We start from the raw sequence: 16,370 nt of genomic DNA on the forward strand, positions 1-16,370 counted from the left end.
TGTTATTCCTTTAACTTTCTAATTAATGTGTTGTATGAACAAGTGGTAGACCAAGCTGAACGCGGCGACGCAACCAAGGACTTGGACGGTAACGCTGGTCACGGGTAATCGCAGTCATACGATCCAGAATTTTTAGAATTTTTTCAGCTCCCAGCACATCCCCCCATTCAATTGGACCATATGGATAGCCAAGGCCTAATTTCACCGCGATGTTGATATCTTCCACCGTTGCAACGCCTTGCTGGGCAATATCACAGCCGAGATTCACAATCATTGCCAAAGCACGTTGAGCCACAAAGCCGACGCTTTCCTGAATTACACTGGCGGTCACACCATCCAGATTGAAAATCGATTGGGCTGCTTTTACCAGCTCAGGTTGGGTGACAAAAGTTGGCATCAAGGTACGGTGTTTGTTCAGACCATATAGCAGATCGATACACACCACTTGCTGAGGTGCCAGCTGATAACGGACAGCGGCTGAAGTTGCATCTTCACCATAAGTGGCAATCAGGATTAAAGCCTCTGCTGAAGGTGTCTCAGTTTGCTCAATCTGGATATTGAACTGCTGCAGATATTGCTCAAGTGCCTGACGGTCTTCGTCATATTCGGTGCCTAGCCAGACTGATGGATATTGACTTAACTTTTCAACCAATGCTGGAGCAACATCACCTTCTTTGCTACCCGAAGTGTAATCATAGAAACCTTTACCGGTTTTACGACCTAACTGCTTGGCAATAAAACGCTGACGGGTAATCACGCTTGGACGGTAACGTGCTTCTTCATAATACTGATGATAAATCGATTCACTCACCGGGTGCGAGACATCCATACCGGTCAGATCACCTAATTCAAACGGCCCCATTTTGAAACCGATTCCGTCACGGTAGATCCTGTCAATATCATAAAATGGTGTGACATTTTCATTCAAAATTGCATAGGCTTCGCTACCAAAGGCACGGCCGGCATGGTTAATGATAAATCCTGGAGTATCTTTAGCTTTGACCGGACGATGACCCATTTTTGTAGAGAGCTGGGTTAATGCTTCAATAATATCAGCGCGGGTATTGAAGCCTTCAATCACTTCGACCACTTTCATCAGTGGTACCGGATTAAAGAAATGATAACCGGCCACACGTTCTGGCTGCTTACAGTTGGCAGCGATTGCACTGATCGACAATGAAGAGGTATTGGATGCCAGAATCGCTTCTGGTTTTATCATTCCTTCCAGTTGCTGCATCAGTTTTTGCTTGATTTCCAGATTTTCAATAATCGCTTCAACAATCAAGTCACAATCTTTCAGGTCTTCTAGCTGCTGCGCAGTCGACAGATGAGCAATATCTTCAGCGGCTTTTTCATGGCTGAATTTACCTTTATCTGCTAAGGTATTTAATGTTTTGGCCAGTTTATCCTGTGCCTGTTCGGCTGCCCCTTCTTTGGCATCAAACAGTACCACATCATGACCAGACTGAATCGCGATCTGGGCAATACCTGCACCCATCGTGCCTACACCAATAATGCCGATTTTCTGAATCTGAATACTCATGCTTATCGTCCCTGATAATTCGGTTTACGTTTTTCAATAAAGGCCTGCATGCCTTCTTTTTGATCTTCGGATGAGAACAGCATCTGGAAAGACTTACGTTCCAGGGTAAGTCCGGCATTAAGCGGCACATCTTCAGCCAGTAAAGCCACTTCCTTGATTTGTTCAAGCGCAATTGGCGGCATTTTTGCCAGACCTTCAGCCATCTTGATTGCTGTTGCAAGGGTTTCGCTGTCTTCCGTTACTTGAGACACTAGGCCAATCTGATAAGCTTCCGGCGCTGGTATCAGACAACCCGTCATGATGATACGCATCGCATGGAATTTACCCACGGCACGGAATAATCGCTGGGTACCACCGGCACCCGGCATGACACCCACTTTCACTTCAGGCTGACCAAACTGGGCGCTTTTCCCGGCAATAATAATATCTGCATGCATGGCTAGTTCACAGCCACCACCAAGTGCATAACCGTTTACAGCTGCAATCACTGGTTTTGAACACTGTGAGATCGCCTGCCAGTAACGTTCAGTGCGACGCTGCATCATTTGAATGGTTTCTGCATTGGCCAGTTCTTTAAGATCGGCACCTGCTGCGAAATCTGTTTCACCACCGGTAAGAATAATGGCACGTACATTTTCATCGTCATTCAGTTGCAAAAAAACCGCCGCAAGTTTCTGGCGAACTTCTGTATTCAGGGCATTTTTCGCTTCTGGTCGATGAATTTTAACCATCGCTACATGTGCTGAAACTTGTTCTACTTGAACGACCTGTTCCATTAAAATCTCCATTTATTTTGTATAGCGAAATTTTATTTTATATAAAACTAAGGTTTCTCAAGCTATAAATCAAGGATTTTTAACTCCAGAATTCAAAAAAGTTATTTTTTACTAAAAATAGAGTAAAAACTCTTGTTTAGATGGTTATTTTGTGATTAATTGATTTCGCAATACGGAATTAAATATTTTAAATGCAATCTGATTATCCATTTAAATGAATAATCACCATAAGGCAGAACTTAAAATTAATTTACGAAATCAAATTTTCCAGCAATGAGATGATTTTGATTTAGCGTAATAAAGTGAAAAATCGAATGTAGCCTGATAATAAATACAGCGGCTGTAGCGTTCAGGAGCAAGTCTGTTAAATCAGGAAAACTATGTTTCCGTGAGGAAGAAAAATGGATTTAGCGGTAGCAGAGGAAATGCTACTTTTAATATATAGAGGATATAAGAATGACAAGCGATACCATCGTAACAGGAGACAATAAAACCGATGTCTCCTCCACGGATACCATCAAACAGGCGCCAAAACGTCTATGGATGACGGCTTTTGTCTTTGCTTTTCTGATTTTGCTCTGTGACGGTGCAGATATCGGGATTCTGGCTTTCAGCCTGACCAGTCTGAAAGCTGAATGGGGACTAACTTCTGTACAGGCGGGTGCTTTAGGAAGTTATTCTCTTTTGGGTATGGGGATAGGAGGTTTTATTGGTGGATGGGCATGCGACAAATTTGGACGTGTCCGCGTCATTGTACTGGCCACCATCGCCTTCTCGATCTTGTCAGCCTACTCAGGTTTTGCTCAGTCTTATACTGAATTTGCAATTTTACGTACTCTTTCTTGCTTGGGTTTAGGCTGTTTATATATTGCCTGTAATACCCTGATGTCAGAATACGTACCGACCAAATACCGTACTACTGTACTGGCAACATTGATGACTGGTTTCACTTTAGGTTCATTGGTGATTACCATGATTTCAGGCTGGATTATTCCTGAGTTCGGCTGGCGTATGCTGTACTGGATCACAATTGCTCCATTAGCTTTGGGTATCCTGATGCACTTTATGGTGCCTGAGCCAGAGTCATGGAAACGTGTTCGTGAACTGAAAAGAACTGGCCAGATCGTCGATAATAATGCAAAAAAAGGCAATCCATATATCACCATTCTTAAAGACAAAACCCATGGCAGAATGTTTATCTTATGGTCATTCAGCTCTGGTTTCTTGCTATTCGGTTATTTCGGTGTAAGTAACTGGCTGCCAAGTTATCTTGAAGCTGAATTAGGCATCAAGTTTAAAGAAATGGCCCTGTATATGGTGGGTACGTTTGTCACCATGATTTTTGCCAAAATCATTGCAGGTTATGTTGCTGATAAAATTGGCCGCCGTATTGTATTTGCTTTCGGCACCATGGGAACGGCTCTGTTTATCCCTGTCGTGGTGTATATGCATAATGCCGATAACATTGGCGTACTGATGCTAATCTTCGGCTTCCTGTACGGTATTCCATATGCCATCAATGCAACCTATCTAACCGAAAGTTTCCCGACTGGTGTTCGTGGTACAGCGGTGGGTGGTGCATTCAATATTGGTCGTATCGGTGCAATCTTCGCTCCAATTACGATTGGTTATCTTGCGATGCATGGTTCGATTGGTACAGGTCTGTTGGTAATGGGTGCAGCATACTTCCTATGCGGTTTGATTCCTGCCCTGTTTATTAAAGACCGTTTATACGATCCGCAAAAAGCAGAATAAACCCCACTTCGGAAGGCAGGTCAAATCGCTGCCTTCCTCTTTCTCCAAATATTGACCATACGTATAGAAAGGTTTCCTTTCATTCAGAATTAAAAGTTTCTTCAGGGATTAAGAAATGAAAAAATTAGTTTTAGCAACATTATGCAGTATTGCTTCTGCACAGGCATTTTCAGCAGAAGCTTCTGAAGACCGGATGCAGTTTTTAGAATCACAGTTAAAGCAAATCCAGGCAGAACTAGAACAACAAAAAGCCGCGCAACTTGCATTAAAGAACCAGCAGGAACAAGCCAAAGCGCAAGACTCTAAAACGCTGAGTTCAATGGTAGATAATGTCGATGTTTATGGCTTGATCCGCTTTGATGGTGCAGTCGATTTCAAAAGTACTACTGAAGCCCGTGGCCGTACCATTAACCAGATTAATAAAGTACCTTTTACTGAACCGGATTCTGTACGTTCCGATTTTACTGCGGCTGCCAGCCGGATTGGTTTCCTGGCCAAAGATCTAGGAGGCAATCCGAATGTTTCTGCTCGTTTAGAAGCCGACTTCTGGACCAACAATGGTAAAGGCGATGGTGGATTACGTATCCGTCATGCACACTTAAAATACTATAACTTGACGTTTGGTCAGGCCTGGTCATTGATGTCAACACCAGAGATTAGCACTGAAGCTGTCGATTACAGCTTGTTCCTGGGTGGATCAGTCCTACGTACGCCTCAGGTGAGCTATGCTTTCAAACTTGATCCAGAAAATACCTGGAATGTCGGTCTGGAATATATGGCCGGTGGCGATCGTTCTTCTGCCTTACCTGCCTTAAGCACTAAATATGTTCATCAATCAGGCCCTCTTCATTTATTAGCTCAAGGCTTTGTCAATCAAAAGCAAGCGCAAACAGATACAGGTGATATTGAAAAAGTTGGTTGGGGTATAGGTCTTGGTGGACGTTACCGTTTAGATGATCAAAACTCTATTCAAGGTAACTATCTCCATATGGTCGGTGATCAGCGTATTGCCGCTTTCTTGACTCAAGGATCAATAACTGATGGCGCTGCCTTGGGTGGAGATTATTCGGTTGATGCAGCCAATAATGAACTTTTACTGAATGAGTTCAATAGTATAAATATTGGCTTCACGCATAAATTTACGCCGAAACTACGGAGTAGTATTAATGCCAGCGTTGTTGATTTTGATGATTCCAGCGACTATGCACGCGCGAATCCTGAAACCAATAAGCGCTTAACCGACTATGTGGCTAACGTGATCTATTCTCCTGTTCCAAAGATTAATCTAGGTGCAGAATATCATCATGGCAAACGTGAAACCTTTGACAATAAGGAAGCAGATATTTCACGTATCAACTTCTCTGCCAACTATAGTTTTTAAAGCCTCAGGAGACAAGGATGTCAGCCCAAGGGCAAATTTCACGCCGTTTCATGTTCATGATGGCAATGACCTGCGCACTCTGTGCAGGTTGTAATTATTTTAACCAGCCTTTGATTTATTCTATTGCAGAGGATCTGCAAATTAGTGTAGCTCAGTCTGGCTGGACTGTAGTACTGACCCAGATTGGCTATGCCACCGGGTTATTTTTGTTTGTCCCCTTGGGCGATTTATTCGAAAAACGGCTGTACATCTGCAGTTTAATGTTCTGTACCGGACTGGCACTTATTGGGCTTTCAGCCAGTACCAATCTGCATATGTTGTATGGCTTTACCCTGCTCGCCTCTTTTTGTTCGATTACCACCCAGATTCTGATTCCTTTTGCCGCCAGCCTGTCGCAACGTGATAAAAGTGCCGAAGTCGTTGGCCTGCTCATGAGTGGTGTTCTGGTTGGTATTCTGTTTGCCCGTACCGTGGCCGGACTGATTTCTACTTTATGGTCCTGGCATGCGGTATACCTATTTAGTGGTTGTGCAATTCTTCTGCTAAGTCTGGCCATGTGGTTCCAGTTGCCGAGCGCCAAGAGCCAGTTGCAGATGAATATATTGCAAATTTATCGCTCACTATTTACCTTTGCCCGAACAGAACCCATGCTGATCCGGCGGAGTATGATCGGAGGTTTGGGCTTTGGCATGCTGAGTATTATCTTTACTACCATGACTTTTATTCTGGCTGAAGCACCTTATCATTTTAATGATTTCCAGATTGGCCTCATGGGCATTGTGGGGGTGGTCGGCATCTGGTCCTCTCAGTGGACCGGTAAAATGATTGGCAGGCATCGGGAAAAATGGATTGCGCATCTGGCTACGTGCGGACTGATTCTGGCCTGGATTCCTTTATTCTTTGCCCAGAATTATTTATGGATTTATATCTTGGGCTTAATTCTGGCTTATTTTGGAATTTCCTGTTTGCATGTCTTGAACCAGAATCTGGTCTATCGAATTTCAATGCAGGCTCGCTCGCGGATTAATGCCATCTATATGACCTGTTATTTTTCAGGTGCCGGTCTGGGTGCATTTTTATCGCTGCATTTATGGAAAAGCTATGGCTGGTCTGCCTGCGTCATTTTAGGTTTTATTTTTGCCGTGTTGATCTTTTTGATTAACTATTATGATTTAAACCAAGAAAGAAATTTAGCCAATATTCAGCCTGAGCCTTAGATACTGTTAAAAACCTTTGGGGTTAAAAGCTTATTTTTTTATCCCGCTTTCTGTACCGAGCATAAATTATAGAGATGATACGCTGATAAAATAGAAAAATTCTTTAAGCCTGTTTAACGTTTCCTTTCTATCTGAAGAGCGGTTGAAAATATTGATATCTTAACTTTTAGAGTTAATTCAATTTACTATTTTCCATTGCGAGATAAACAGGCTTCAATTCAGTTAAAGGTGCAGGTTTTGCATAAAAGAAGCCTTGTAGCAGATCACAACCCTGTTGATAGAGTAAACTGGCTTGACTTACGGTTTCGACCCCTTCCGCGACAACTTCCAGATCCAGCTGATGGGCTAGATGAATAATCGATTGCACAATTGCAGCATCCTGACCATCGAGGGTCAGCTCTTCAATAAAACTACGGTCTAACTTGATTTGATTAATCGGCAAGCGACGCAGATAACTGAGACTCGAATAAGCTGTACCAAAATCATCAATGGCAACCTGTACACCTAAAGCACGTACTGCTTTCAAAATTTCTATCGTTCGATCTGCACCATTAATGATGACACCTTCCGTAATTTCAATTTTAAGTAATTCCGGCGGTAATTGACTGAGTTCAAGCGCATGTTCAAGTACCTGCAAAAAGCCTGCTCTACGGAATTGCAAAGGAGAAATATTCACCGATACTGTGATCTGGCTATTGTGCGTCTTGTTCCAATCCGCAATATCTAGACAGGCCTTTTCCAATACCCATTGACCTACGCTAATAATTTGTCCGGTTCTTTCTGCAAGTGGAATAAAAATCGCTGGGGAAATATAACCCTGCTGTGGATGGCACCAACGGATTAAAGCTTCTACACCCGTTACCAGTCCAGTTTCAGGATGAATCAACGGCTGATAGAACAGGTCAAAATTTTCCTGATTGATCGCTTCCATGAGTTCCAGACGCAGATTGGTATAGTCTATTTCTGCGACAGGCTGCATTCTGGTTTTTTCATACCACTGCCACATATTACGACCTTGTCTTTTGGCTTCCTGCATCGCCAAAACAGACTGATAAATCAATTCAGAAGAATGATGAATTGAACTGTCATCTGCCACGATACCAATACTGGCACTTAAATGTATTTTGTACTGATCGACAATAAACAGCATGGAAAGAAGATCAAGAATTTCTCCGGCGATCGCCTCGACTTCAGTGTGCTCATCTGTCCCTGAGAGCAGTAAAATAAATTCATCTTCAGCAAAGCGGCATAGCACATTATTGCCTTGAACAAATTTTTGCAGCCGCTCGCCCACACTTTTGAGAATCTGGTCACCCACCAGATGACCTAAGCTGTCGTTGATATTTTTAAAGTCGTCCAGATCTATATACAGCAAGACTAAAGGTTGTGAGCTCTCGTGCTGTACTTCAAAAATATCTTCCAGAATCTGTTTGAATGCATGCTGGTTCGGTAAACCGGTTAAATGATCATGAGTATGCTGATGCTGAATATATTCTTCGTGAATACGTTGCTGGGTAATATCTTCCTGAATCCCCAAAAAATGGGTGCAGGTTCCTGTCTGGTCAAAAATAGGACCTATGGTTAAACGATTCCAGAACCAGCTGCCATCTTTACAGTAACTTTTTATAGTCACCTGAATTTCTTTTTGTTCTTTGACCGCTTGCTTGAGTAATGTAATCTGATCCGTATCAGTATCTGGACCCTGTAAGAAAAAACAGCTTTGTCCTAATACTTCTGCTGCTGTATAACCGGTGAGCTTTAGAAAAGCTGGATTCACATACACCATTAGTCTTTCTTCAGAAACATCGGTAATAAAAAGACTATTCGGACTGGCCTCTACTCCACGTTTTAATAAGCGTAGAGACTCCTTGTTTTCACGCGATACAGTAATATCTCGGGCAATGCCAATAATACCGGTGACTTTCTGATTTTGAATAATCGGTAAATTGGTCAGATCCAGCCATAAGATATCGCCTGCAACATTATAAATTGGAAGTTCATAATGTTGAGATTTACCTTGCGCTGCTTCTGAAAATGAAACATTCGCAAGTTCATGGAATTCGGGCGGTATGAAGGCACAATAGTGCTGACCATGAATTTGCGCTTTAGAAAAACCTGTAATTTCTTCGCAAGCAATATTGGTATTAAGCACATGTCCCTGCAGGTCAAGTTCAAAAATAATATCTGGATGATAGGTATAAAATGAGCTGTATTTTTCATTAAGCTCATGTCTTTTTTGACGTTCCTGATCAAGCTCAATTGCGAGAGCAACTAATTTTGCCGCTTGCTGTAAAAGCTGAATATGATGTTCAGTCGGTATTTTCGGTGTTCGATAATAAGTAGCAAACGTTCCATACAAAATATCTGAAGCATTAATAATCGGCATAGACCAGCAGCTAGACAATTTTTCTGCATTTACCAAAGCACGGTAAGACTGCCAGTTTGGGTCTTTCATTAAATTCGGACTAATGACCAACTGACGTAAGAAAGCAGCTACGCCACACGATCCTTGATTTGGCCCAATTTTCAAATCTTGAATAGCATTACAGTACTCTTTTGAAAAGTGCTGTTTGCCACTTATAACATTTAAAGTTTGGGTGTCATCCTGATAGAGCATAATGGTGACAAGCGCATCTGGAATGCGCGATTCAAGCCACTGGCTAATGACATCGAGGATAGGCTTAAGTTCAGTATGGCGACCAATCAGATTAAAAATATGAAAAATTTCTTGATCATCACAATTATTATTCATTCAGACTATCACCTTCCTTAGCTTGTTAACATTTTAGACTTATTATTAAAATAATCATTAGCAAAAGTTTGTATTTATATCTTTAAAATGCGGAAATATGGTCAATATTACGTGTATTTGATAATAATTCTAAAATTTAAAAATCACAGCCGAAGCTGTGATCTAAAACTATACTTTTACTCAATCAGAATATTGCGGACTTATTTTTAGGCTGCTTGTTGACGACTGTCCACTAATTTACAGCCAGTCTGCCGTTGCAATTCTTCAAAACTTAAGCCATCCACTATTTCAATAACCTGAGCCTGGTTGTCTTTTAATTCAATCACACACAAATCAGTATAAATACGGTTGACACAATGTTTACCTGTTAAAGGATAAGTCAGCTCTTCAACAATTTTTGCTTCACCGTTTTTGGTCACATGTTCCATACAGACATAGACACAGCGAGCACCCACTGCCAGATCCATCGCACCGCCTACAGCAGGTACAGCATCAGCATTACCGGTATGCCAGTTCGCCAGATCACCATTAATAGCGACCTGAAAAGCCCCCATGATACAGATATCCAGATGCCCGCCTCGCATGATATCGAAAGAGTCGGCAGAATTCATAAAACTGCCACCTTGCAACATGCTTACGAGTTCTTTGCCAGCGTTAATCAGATCATCATCTGCCTGTTCAGGATCACTCAATGCAGCAAAACCTAAAACGCCATTTTCCGAGTGTAGAATTACTCCTTGTTCAGGTTTTAAATAACCTGCTACACGTGTCGGTAAACCAATACCCAAATTTACAAAAGAGCCGGTTGGAATGTCTTGTGCAACTTTAGCTACAATCTGTTCACGACTACGTTTTTGAATATTCATTATTTAATATCTCCAACCTTGACCACATGCTGTACAAAAATTCCTGGCGTTACAATGATCTCTGGATCAAGTTCTCCCAGTTCCACAACTTGATGGACTTGTGCAATGGTGGTTTTTGCTGCTTTGGCCATGATCGGACCAAAATTCCGTGCTGCCTTACGGTAGGTCAAGTTGCCCCACTGATCTGCCTGATTGGCATAAACCAAGGCATAATCAGCATGTATCGGATATTCCAGCACATAATCTTTTCCATTGATATTACGGGTTTCTTTACCCTCAGCTATTTTGGTACCAAAACCGGTTGGAGTAAAAACAGCTCCTAAGCCTGCACCGGCTGCCTGAATACGGCAGGCCAGATTGCCTTGTGGCACCAGTTCCAGCTCAACTTTTCCGGCTTTATACAGATCTTCAAAGACGGTTGAGTTATTGGCCCGTGGAAATGAACAGATCATTTTTTTAACCAGTCCAGACAACAGCAGATTGGTTAGACCACGATCTCCAGAAGCTGCATTGTTGTTAATAATGGTTAAGTCTCTAGGACCAAAGTCAATTAATGCTTCGATTAATTCTACCGGCTGACCTGCCAGGCCAAAACCACTGGTCATAATGTGTGCACCATCAGGAATTTGCTTAAGCACCGTCTCGATATCCTGCGTGATTTTATTCATCATATTGCTTCCTAGCATGTTCTATCTATATTACGAGTGCAGATTAATCTGCCTTTTGTGGATCAAATAAGCGGTCTTTAATAAAGAAAGCGGGTATCAGGCCGCAAAGAAAATAGGCAATGCCCATAATCAGTAAGCCGGTACCAATTGAGCCTCCTTGAGCAAAATAGCCAATGGTAAGAGGTGCAAACACCGCACCCAGTCGGCCTACGTTATATGCCCCACCCACTGCTGTTCCACGCACTTTGGTGGAGAAGCTTTCTGTCATGTAAGTCGCATTAATACCGTATGGAATACCATAGAGAAAACCGAAAAATAACATCAGCCAGAGGATATTATCCGGCGTATTACCAAAGACAATCACAGGGATAAAAATTGCAGTACCCATAGTGCCGAAAGCAAATACCGCACGACGGCCAATCCGGTCAGCGATAAAACCAGCAATAACTTTGGTACACATCATGATCAGGAAAGTCCCGATCATATACATGGTCATTTCTTTAAACTTGATTCCCAGATCAGTCTCTAAATACGCCGGTAGCCAGTTGCTGACTCCATAATAGCCAAACTGTAAAAATGCGGTACTGAAGGACCAGAGGATAAACATGCGACGGCTGAGTGCATCTTCAAAAATCATTTTAAAAGTATTTTTTGGTTTTTCCTGAACAATACCACTGGCTTTTGCATCCAGGCGGGCCTGACGTGCTTCTAACCAAGCTTTCGGTTCAGGCACCAAGAAGTACATCGCGAAGGCCAGTACAATTGGAATAATGGCAATATAATAGAGGTATCGCCAGCCAAATTCAGGCAATAGCCATCCAGCCAGAACAGTTGCGACCACCGAGCCTAAAGTCCAGCCAGTCATGAGCGTTGCCAATACTGTAGAGCGATATTTGGTGGGTACATACTCTGCCATGAGTGTGTTACAGGCAATATATAGAGCACCTAGTCCAATCGCAGACGTAAAGCGCAGCCATTTGAACTGATCATAACTTTCTACGAATCCTAACCAGAAGGTTAATGAAGAAAATAATGCAATGGCAATGACGATCACACGAACCCGGCCAAAACGGTCACAAGCCCAGCCACCAAAAAAACCGCCGATAGCCATGCCTGCAAGCGTCCAGCTCCCTAAGGCACCGGCCTGCATATTACTTAATGAAAACTCTTGTTTCAGACTGGTCAGACTGTAGGCTAATAACGCAATATCAGCACCATCAACCAGTAATGCTAAAAATGAGAAAATAAAGGCCAGAATCCAGACTCTTTGCTTGGGTTCGTTTCCACCTTCCACTGGGTGTTGTTGTGAACTGATCGTATCCATAATGCTCTTTCTACTTTTCGGCACTCCTGTGCCTTTTTAAAACGCATATTTCACTTAATTATTTAGGTGAAATATAGAATATTCGCTGATCATTACCACGCTTTAGCAAGGTGGTATAAAATGATTTTCAAAGTTCTTGATAAATTTTCTCTGCAGAAATCACGTAGTAATACATTGAATGATGTGATTAAGCACAATTCTTAAACCCGTAAAACAATCTAGCCAGCAATGCTGGCTAGAAGTTGATGTCAGGTTTAGTTGCAAAAGGCTGCAATTCCGGTTTGTGCACGACCTAAAATCAGGGCATGTACATCATGGGTACCTTCATAGGTATTTACCACTTCCAGATTAACCAGATGACGGGCTACACCGAATTCATCGCTAATGCCATTTCCACCCATCATGTCACGGGCCAAACGGGCAATATCCAGTGCCTTGCCGCAGTTGTTGCGCTTGATCAGTGATGTACCTTCAACTGAAGCAATGCCTTCATCCTTCATGCGGCCAAAACGTAAAGCCACCTGCAAACCGAGTGCAATTTCAGTTTGCATATCTGCCAGTTTCTTCTGGATCAGCTGATTCGCAGCGAGTGGTCGACCAAACTGTTTACGGTCCATGGTGTATTGATGTGCGGTATGCCAGCAGAACTCTGCAGCTCCCATGGCACCCCAGGCAATCCCGTAACGTGCACTATTCAAGCAGGTAAAAGGCCCTTTTAAACCGCGAACTTCCGGAAATGCATTTTCTTCTGGAACAAAGACGTTATCCATTACAATTTCACCGGTGATTGAGGCACGTAGACCCACCTTGCCGTGAATCGTTGGAGCAGAAAGCCCTTCCCAGCCTTTTTCTAGAATAAAGCCACGAATGTCACCGACATTACCTTCGGCAGAAACTTCTTTAGCCCAAACTACAAATACATCAGCAATCGGGCTGTTGGTAATCCACATTTTTGCGCCAGTTAAACGGTAACCACCCTCGACTTTTTTGGCACGGGTAATCATGCTGCCCGGATCCGAACCATGATCCGGCTCGGTCAGGCCGAAGCAACCAATATACTCACCGGTTGCTAATTTTGGTAAATACTTCTGCTTTTGCTCTTCAGAACCAAATTCATTAATTGGCACCATCACCAGAGAGCTTTGTACGCTGGCCATTGAGCGATAACCTGAATCGACACGTTCAACTTCACGGGCAATCAGACCATAACTGACATAATTTAAACCTGCACCACCGTACTGTTCAGGAATAGTTGGGCCTAGCAGACCAAGTTCACCCATCTCACGGAAAATAGCCGGATCGGTTTTTTCATGGCGGAACTGTTCCAGTACACGCGGCATCAGTTTGTCTTGACAGTACGCTGCCGCTGCATCGCGAATCATGCGCTCTTCTGACGTCAGTTGCTGTTCTATTAAAAACGGGTCTTGCCAATCAAATCTAATTTTTGTCGTCATTTTAATATTTCCTTATTTTAAAATTATGAGATTAGGCGGTTGCTTGTTTAATCATTTCACGCGCAATAATAATTTGCTGGATTTGTGTGGTTCCTTCATATAAACGGAACAGACGCACATCACGGTAGAAACGTTCAATTGAATATTCACTGATATAACCCGCTCCACCATGAATCTGCAAACAGCGATCAGCAACTCGACCACACATTTCAGTTGCAAACATTTTGGCACAAGAGGCTTCAGTCGTAACATTTTGGCCAGCATCACGTAGACGCGCAGCATCCAGCACCATACATTTGGCTGCATAAATCTCGGCTTTGGAGTCTGCCAACATACCTTGGATTAGCTGGAAATTCGCAATGGGCTGGCCAAACTGTTTGCGTTCCACTGCATAGTTAAGTGCATCTTCCAGCATACGCTCTGCCATGCCGACGCTATAACCGGCAATGTGCAGACGGCCCTTATCTAGAACGCGCATTGCTGTTTTGAAGCCAATCCCTTCTACACCGCCAATCAGCTGATCTTTATGCACTTTACAGTTATCAAAAATTACATCACAGGTATAGGAACCATGTTGGCCCATTTTCTTGTCAATTTTACCTAGGCTTAAACCAGGTGTACCTGCTTCAACTAGAAATGCTGAAATACCGCTCGCACCTTTAATCTCTTGATTGGTACGTGCCATCACGGTAAATGTCGTGGCGCGTGGCGCATTGGTGATGAAGCGTTTAGTTCCGTTTAAAATATAATAATCGCCGTCTTTGACTGCACTGGTTTTTAAAGCAGCAGCGTCTGAGCCTGAATCCGGTTCGGTCAAACAGAATGAACCAATAATTTCGCCCGTTGCATAACGCGGTAAATATTTCTGTTTTTGCTCTTCTGTACCATCAATTACAATGCCACTTGAGCCAATGCCGTTGTTAGTACCAATTAAAGAGCGAAAGGCAGCCGATGTATGACCTAATTCCATCGCCACCAGAATTTCTTCTTCCATGGTAATGCCTAAACCACCATATTCTTCTGGAATCGTCAGGCCAAACAAGCCCAGCTCTTTCATCTGTTCCACAATATGTTCAGGAATGGCGTTGTTCTCTTCTACTTCATGCTCAAGAGGCACCAGTTCATTTTTTACAAAATCGCGAATCGTTGACAGAAGTTGGTCTAGCATTTCCGGATCACGAATCATATGAATCTCCATGGATATAATTTAGGTAAATTCCTTTACCCTTATTTTTGTTTCGTATTACGAAATAAATAATCATATAAAATCATTTTGAGCAAGTGAAATTATTAAAAATTTTATATTTTAACTAAAAAATGAAATTTTTCTGGTATTCCAGTTGATTTGTGTTTAATATTTAATTTCACGATACGAAATATTTTGATGAGTGATTATTCTATTTATCAGTTTTTTTGAATAGATAATTAAAACTTTTTTCTTGCTGTAATACTTATCGGTCACTGACTCTTTCGGAGAAATCGAAACTTTTTAAATGTGTTGGCTACGTATTAAACCTAAAAAACTAGATGATTTTATGTTGTCTTTAAACTTGGGTAACAGAATTCTTTCCGACTACAAATAATTTCGGCACTTTTTCTTATATTTTATCTTTTGTAAAAGTGTTTTATTTTGTATCGTGAAATTATGTTGCTATCATATTCATTAATTTAACTTTAATTGCCCTGACCATGACAAAAAATAAAACTGGTGAAATTCCCAACTTTGATGAAATCCGTTTAGATCCGATTTCACATATTCATAGAGAAAATAATCCTCAATTTATTGCATCTATTGCGCGTGGATTAGAAATTTTGCGTTGCTTTTCAGCGACCAATCAATTGCTTGGCAATCAGGAAATTGCACAATTAACCAACTTACCCAAGCCAACTGTGGCCCGTATTACCAGCACCCTGGTTTCTTTAGGTTATTTAAAACAACTACCGAATACCACGAAATATCTGTTGGATGTTGGCGTATTGGCTTTGGGTTATGCAGCTTTGAGTAATATTTCTGCGCGGACTCAGGCTTATCCGTTTATGGAAGAAATGTCCCGTTATTCCCAAGCCCCTGTGGCAATGGCTACCCGTGACCGTTTGAGCATGATTTATCTGGAAGTGGTACATACAGAATCGACGCTAACCATGCGCCGCCCTGTCGGTTCGACTTTACCGATTCATAGCAGTGCCATGGGACGGGCCTGTCTGGCAGCGATGGATGTGAAGGAACGCGAATATTTATTTGATGCCATCAAGAAAAGAAACGAAGATCAGTGGCCAACCATCAAGCGTAATCTGGAACGTGCAATCCGTGATTATCAGGATTATGGCTACTGTCTGTCTTTAGGTGACTGGGCTAAGGATGTGAATTCCGTGGCAGTTCCGTTGGTTCACCCCAAACATGGGATATTAACGTTTAACTGTGGTGCCCCAAGTTATCTGTTAAATCAGGAAAAACTGGAAAATGAAATTGGACCGCGTCTGATTCACATGGTGAATAATATTGCAATGAATCTCAATAACATATAAAAAATTAATTATCAGAGCGACATTAAGTCGCTCTTTTATTGAATACCCAATCTACACATCTTCTTCCTTTATCCAGAATTCTCAGCAAACCTTTTTAATGCTGCGAAA

General features: G+C 42.2%; 12 protein-coding genes. 4 read left to right on the plus strand and 8 right to left on the minus strand.

Features of this window, described 5'->3' with window-relative positions; translation table 11 throughout:
* Window positions 1-22: 22 nt before the first annotated feature.
* Window positions 23-1,543, minus strand: a complete 1,521-nt coding sequence (locus FTT86_RS04980; protein ID WP_005096904.1) for a 3-hydroxyacyl-CoA dehydrogenase — start codon at window positions 1,541-1,543, stop codon at window positions 23-25.
* A gap of 2 nt (window positions 1,544-1,545) precedes the next feature.
* Entirely contained in the window at window positions 1,546-2,319 is a 774-nt protein-coding gene (locus tag FTT86_RS04985) for an enoyl-CoA hydratase (protein ID WP_180180719.1), read from the minus strand.
* A 456-nt stretch (window positions 2,320-2,775) separates the two neighbouring features.
* Between FTT86_RS04985 and FTT86_RS04990 the strand changes: the two genes are divergently transcribed.
* The 3 genes from FTT86_RS04990 to FTT86_RS05000 all read left to right on the plus strand — a co-directional run bounded on the left by FTT86_RS04990 (window position 2,776) and on the right by FTT86_RS05000 (window position 6,672).
* Window positions 2,776-4,074 (plus strand): MFS transporter, encoded by a 1,299-nt coding sequence (locus tag FTT86_RS04990; protein ID WP_180180720.1) that lies wholly within the window; start codon window positions 2,776-2,778, stop codon window positions 4,072-4,074.
* A 115-nt stretch (window positions 4,075-4,189) separates the two neighbouring features.
* On the plus strand, window positions 4,190-5,455 hold the full coding sequence (locus tag FTT86_RS04995) for a DcaP family trimeric outer membrane transporter (protein WP_180180721.1): 1,266 nt from the start codon (window positions 4,190-4,192) through the stop codon (window positions 5,453-5,455).
* Between the two features lie 17 nt (window positions 5,456-5,472).
* A complete protein-coding gene (locus tag FTT86_RS05000) occupies window positions 5,473-6,672 on the plus strand; it encodes an MFS transporter (RefSeq protein ID WP_004646967.1) in 1,200 nt (399 codons plus the stop codon).
* Between the two features lie 172 nt (window positions 6,673-6,844).
* Here the strand turns inward: FTT86_RS05000 and FTT86_RS05005 are convergent, their stop codons facing one another.
* The 6 genes from FTT86_RS05005 to FTT86_RS05030 all read right to left on the minus strand — a co-directional run bounded on the left by FTT86_RS05005 (window position 6,845) and on the right by FTT86_RS05030 (window position 14,922).
* Window positions 6,845-9,424 carry an EAL domain-containing protein gene (locus FTT86_RS05005; protein ID WP_180180722.1) on the minus strand — a complete coding sequence of 860 codons (2,580 nt, stop codon included), beginning with the start codon at window positions 9,422-9,424 and terminating at the stop codon, window positions 6,845-6,847.
* A 206-nt stretch (window positions 9,425-9,630) separates the two neighbouring features.
* Window positions 9,631-10,290, minus strand: a complete 660-nt coding sequence (locus FTT86_RS05010; RefSeq protein ID WP_004646970.1) for a 3-oxoacid CoA-transferase subunit B — start codon at window positions 10,288-10,290, stop codon at window positions 9,631-9,633.
* Window positions 10,290-10,961 (minus strand): 3-oxoacid CoA-transferase subunit A, encoded by a 672-nt coding sequence (locus tag FTT86_RS05015; protein ID WP_004730985.1) that lies wholly within the window; start codon window positions 10,959-10,961, stop codon window positions 10,290-10,292. Before FTT86_RS05015 ends, FTT86_RS05010 begins: the two co-directional genes overlap by 1 nt.
* 40 nt (window positions 10,962-11,001) lie before the next feature.
* Window positions 11,002-12,282 carry an MFS transporter gene (locus FTT86_RS05020; protein ID WP_180180723.1) on the minus strand — a complete coding sequence of 427 codons (1,281 nt, stop codon included), beginning with the start codon at window positions 12,280-12,282 and terminating at the stop codon, window positions 11,002-11,004.
* 254 nt (window positions 12,283-12,536) lie between these two features.
* Window positions 12,537-13,736 (minus strand): acyl-CoA dehydrogenase, encoded by a 1,200-nt coding sequence (locus tag FTT86_RS05025; RefSeq protein ID WP_180180724.1) that lies wholly within the window; start codon window positions 13,734-13,736, stop codon window positions 12,537-12,539.
* A 31-nt stretch (window positions 13,737-13,767) separates the two neighbouring features.
* A complete protein-coding gene (locus tag FTT86_RS05030; protein WP_005096910.1) occupies window positions 13,768-14,922 on the minus strand; it encodes an acyl-CoA dehydrogenase family protein in 1,155 nt (384 codons plus the stop codon).
* Between the two features lie 503 nt (window positions 14,923-15,425).
* Here FTT86_RS05030 and FTT86_RS05035 point away from each other — a divergent pair.
* Complete coding sequence (locus FTT86_RS05035; RefSeq protein ID WP_004280319.1) at window positions 15,426-16,262, plus strand: IclR family transcriptional regulator; 837 nt, start codon at window positions 15,426-15,428, stop codon at window positions 16,260-16,262.
* The last annotated feature ends 108 nt before the right edge of the window (window positions 16,263-16,370 follow it).

Origin of the sequence: Acinetobacter sp. YH01021, from assembly GCF_013420255.1 — a bacterium.
GTDB lineage: Bacteria > Pseudomonadota > Gammaproteobacteria > Pseudomonadales > Moraxellaceae > Acinetobacter.

Bases quoted from the DNA above. Each gene is read 5' to 3' on its own strand.
- FTT86_RS05025 (WP_180180724.1), bottom strand. From the start codon at position 13,736: ATGACGACAAAAATTAGATTTGATTGGCAAGACCCGTTTTTAATAGAA.
- FTT86_RS04980 (WP_005096904.1), bottom strand. From the start codon at position 1,543: ATGAGTATTCAGATTCAGAAAATCGGCATTATTGGTGTAGGCACGATG.
- FTT86_RS05005 (WP_180180722.1), bottom strand. From the start codon at position 9,424: ATGAATAATAATTGTGATGATCAAGAAATTTTTCATATTTTTAATCTG.
- FTT86_RS05020 (WP_180180723.1), bottom strand. From the start codon at position 12,282: ATGGATACGATCAGTTCACAACAACACCCAGTGGAAGGTGGAAACGAA.
- FTT86_RS04990 (WP_180180720.1), top strand. From the start codon at position 2,776: ATGACAAGCGATACCATCGTAACAGGAGACAATAAAACCGATGTCTCC.
- FTT86_RS04985 (WP_180180719.1), bottom strand. From the start codon at position 2,319: ATGGAACAGGTCGTTCAAGTAGAACAAGTTTCAGCACATGTAGCGATG.
- FTT86_RS05000 (WP_004646967.1), top strand. From the start codon at position 5,473: ATGTCAGCCCAAGGGCAAATTTCACGCCGTTTCATGTTCATGATGGCA.
- FTT86_RS04995 (WP_180180721.1), top strand. From the start codon at position 4,190: ATGAAAAAATTAGTTTTAGCAACATTATGCAGTATTGCTTCTGCACAG.
- FTT86_RS05015 (WP_004730985.1), bottom strand. From the start codon at position 10,961: ATGATGAATAAAATCACGCAGGATATCGAGACGGTGCTTAAGCAAATT.
- FTT86_RS05030 (WP_005096910.1), bottom strand. From the start codon at position 14,922: ATGATTCGTGATCCGGAAATGCTAGACCAACTTCTGTCAACGATTCGC.
- FTT86_RS05035 (WP_004280319.1), top strand. From the start codon at position 15,426: ATGACAAAAAATAAAACTGGTGAAATTCCCAACTTTGATGAAATCCGT.
- FTT86_RS05010 (WP_004646970.1), bottom strand. From the start codon at position 10,290: ATGAATATTCAAAAACGTAGTCGTGAACAGATTGTAGCTAAAGTTGCA.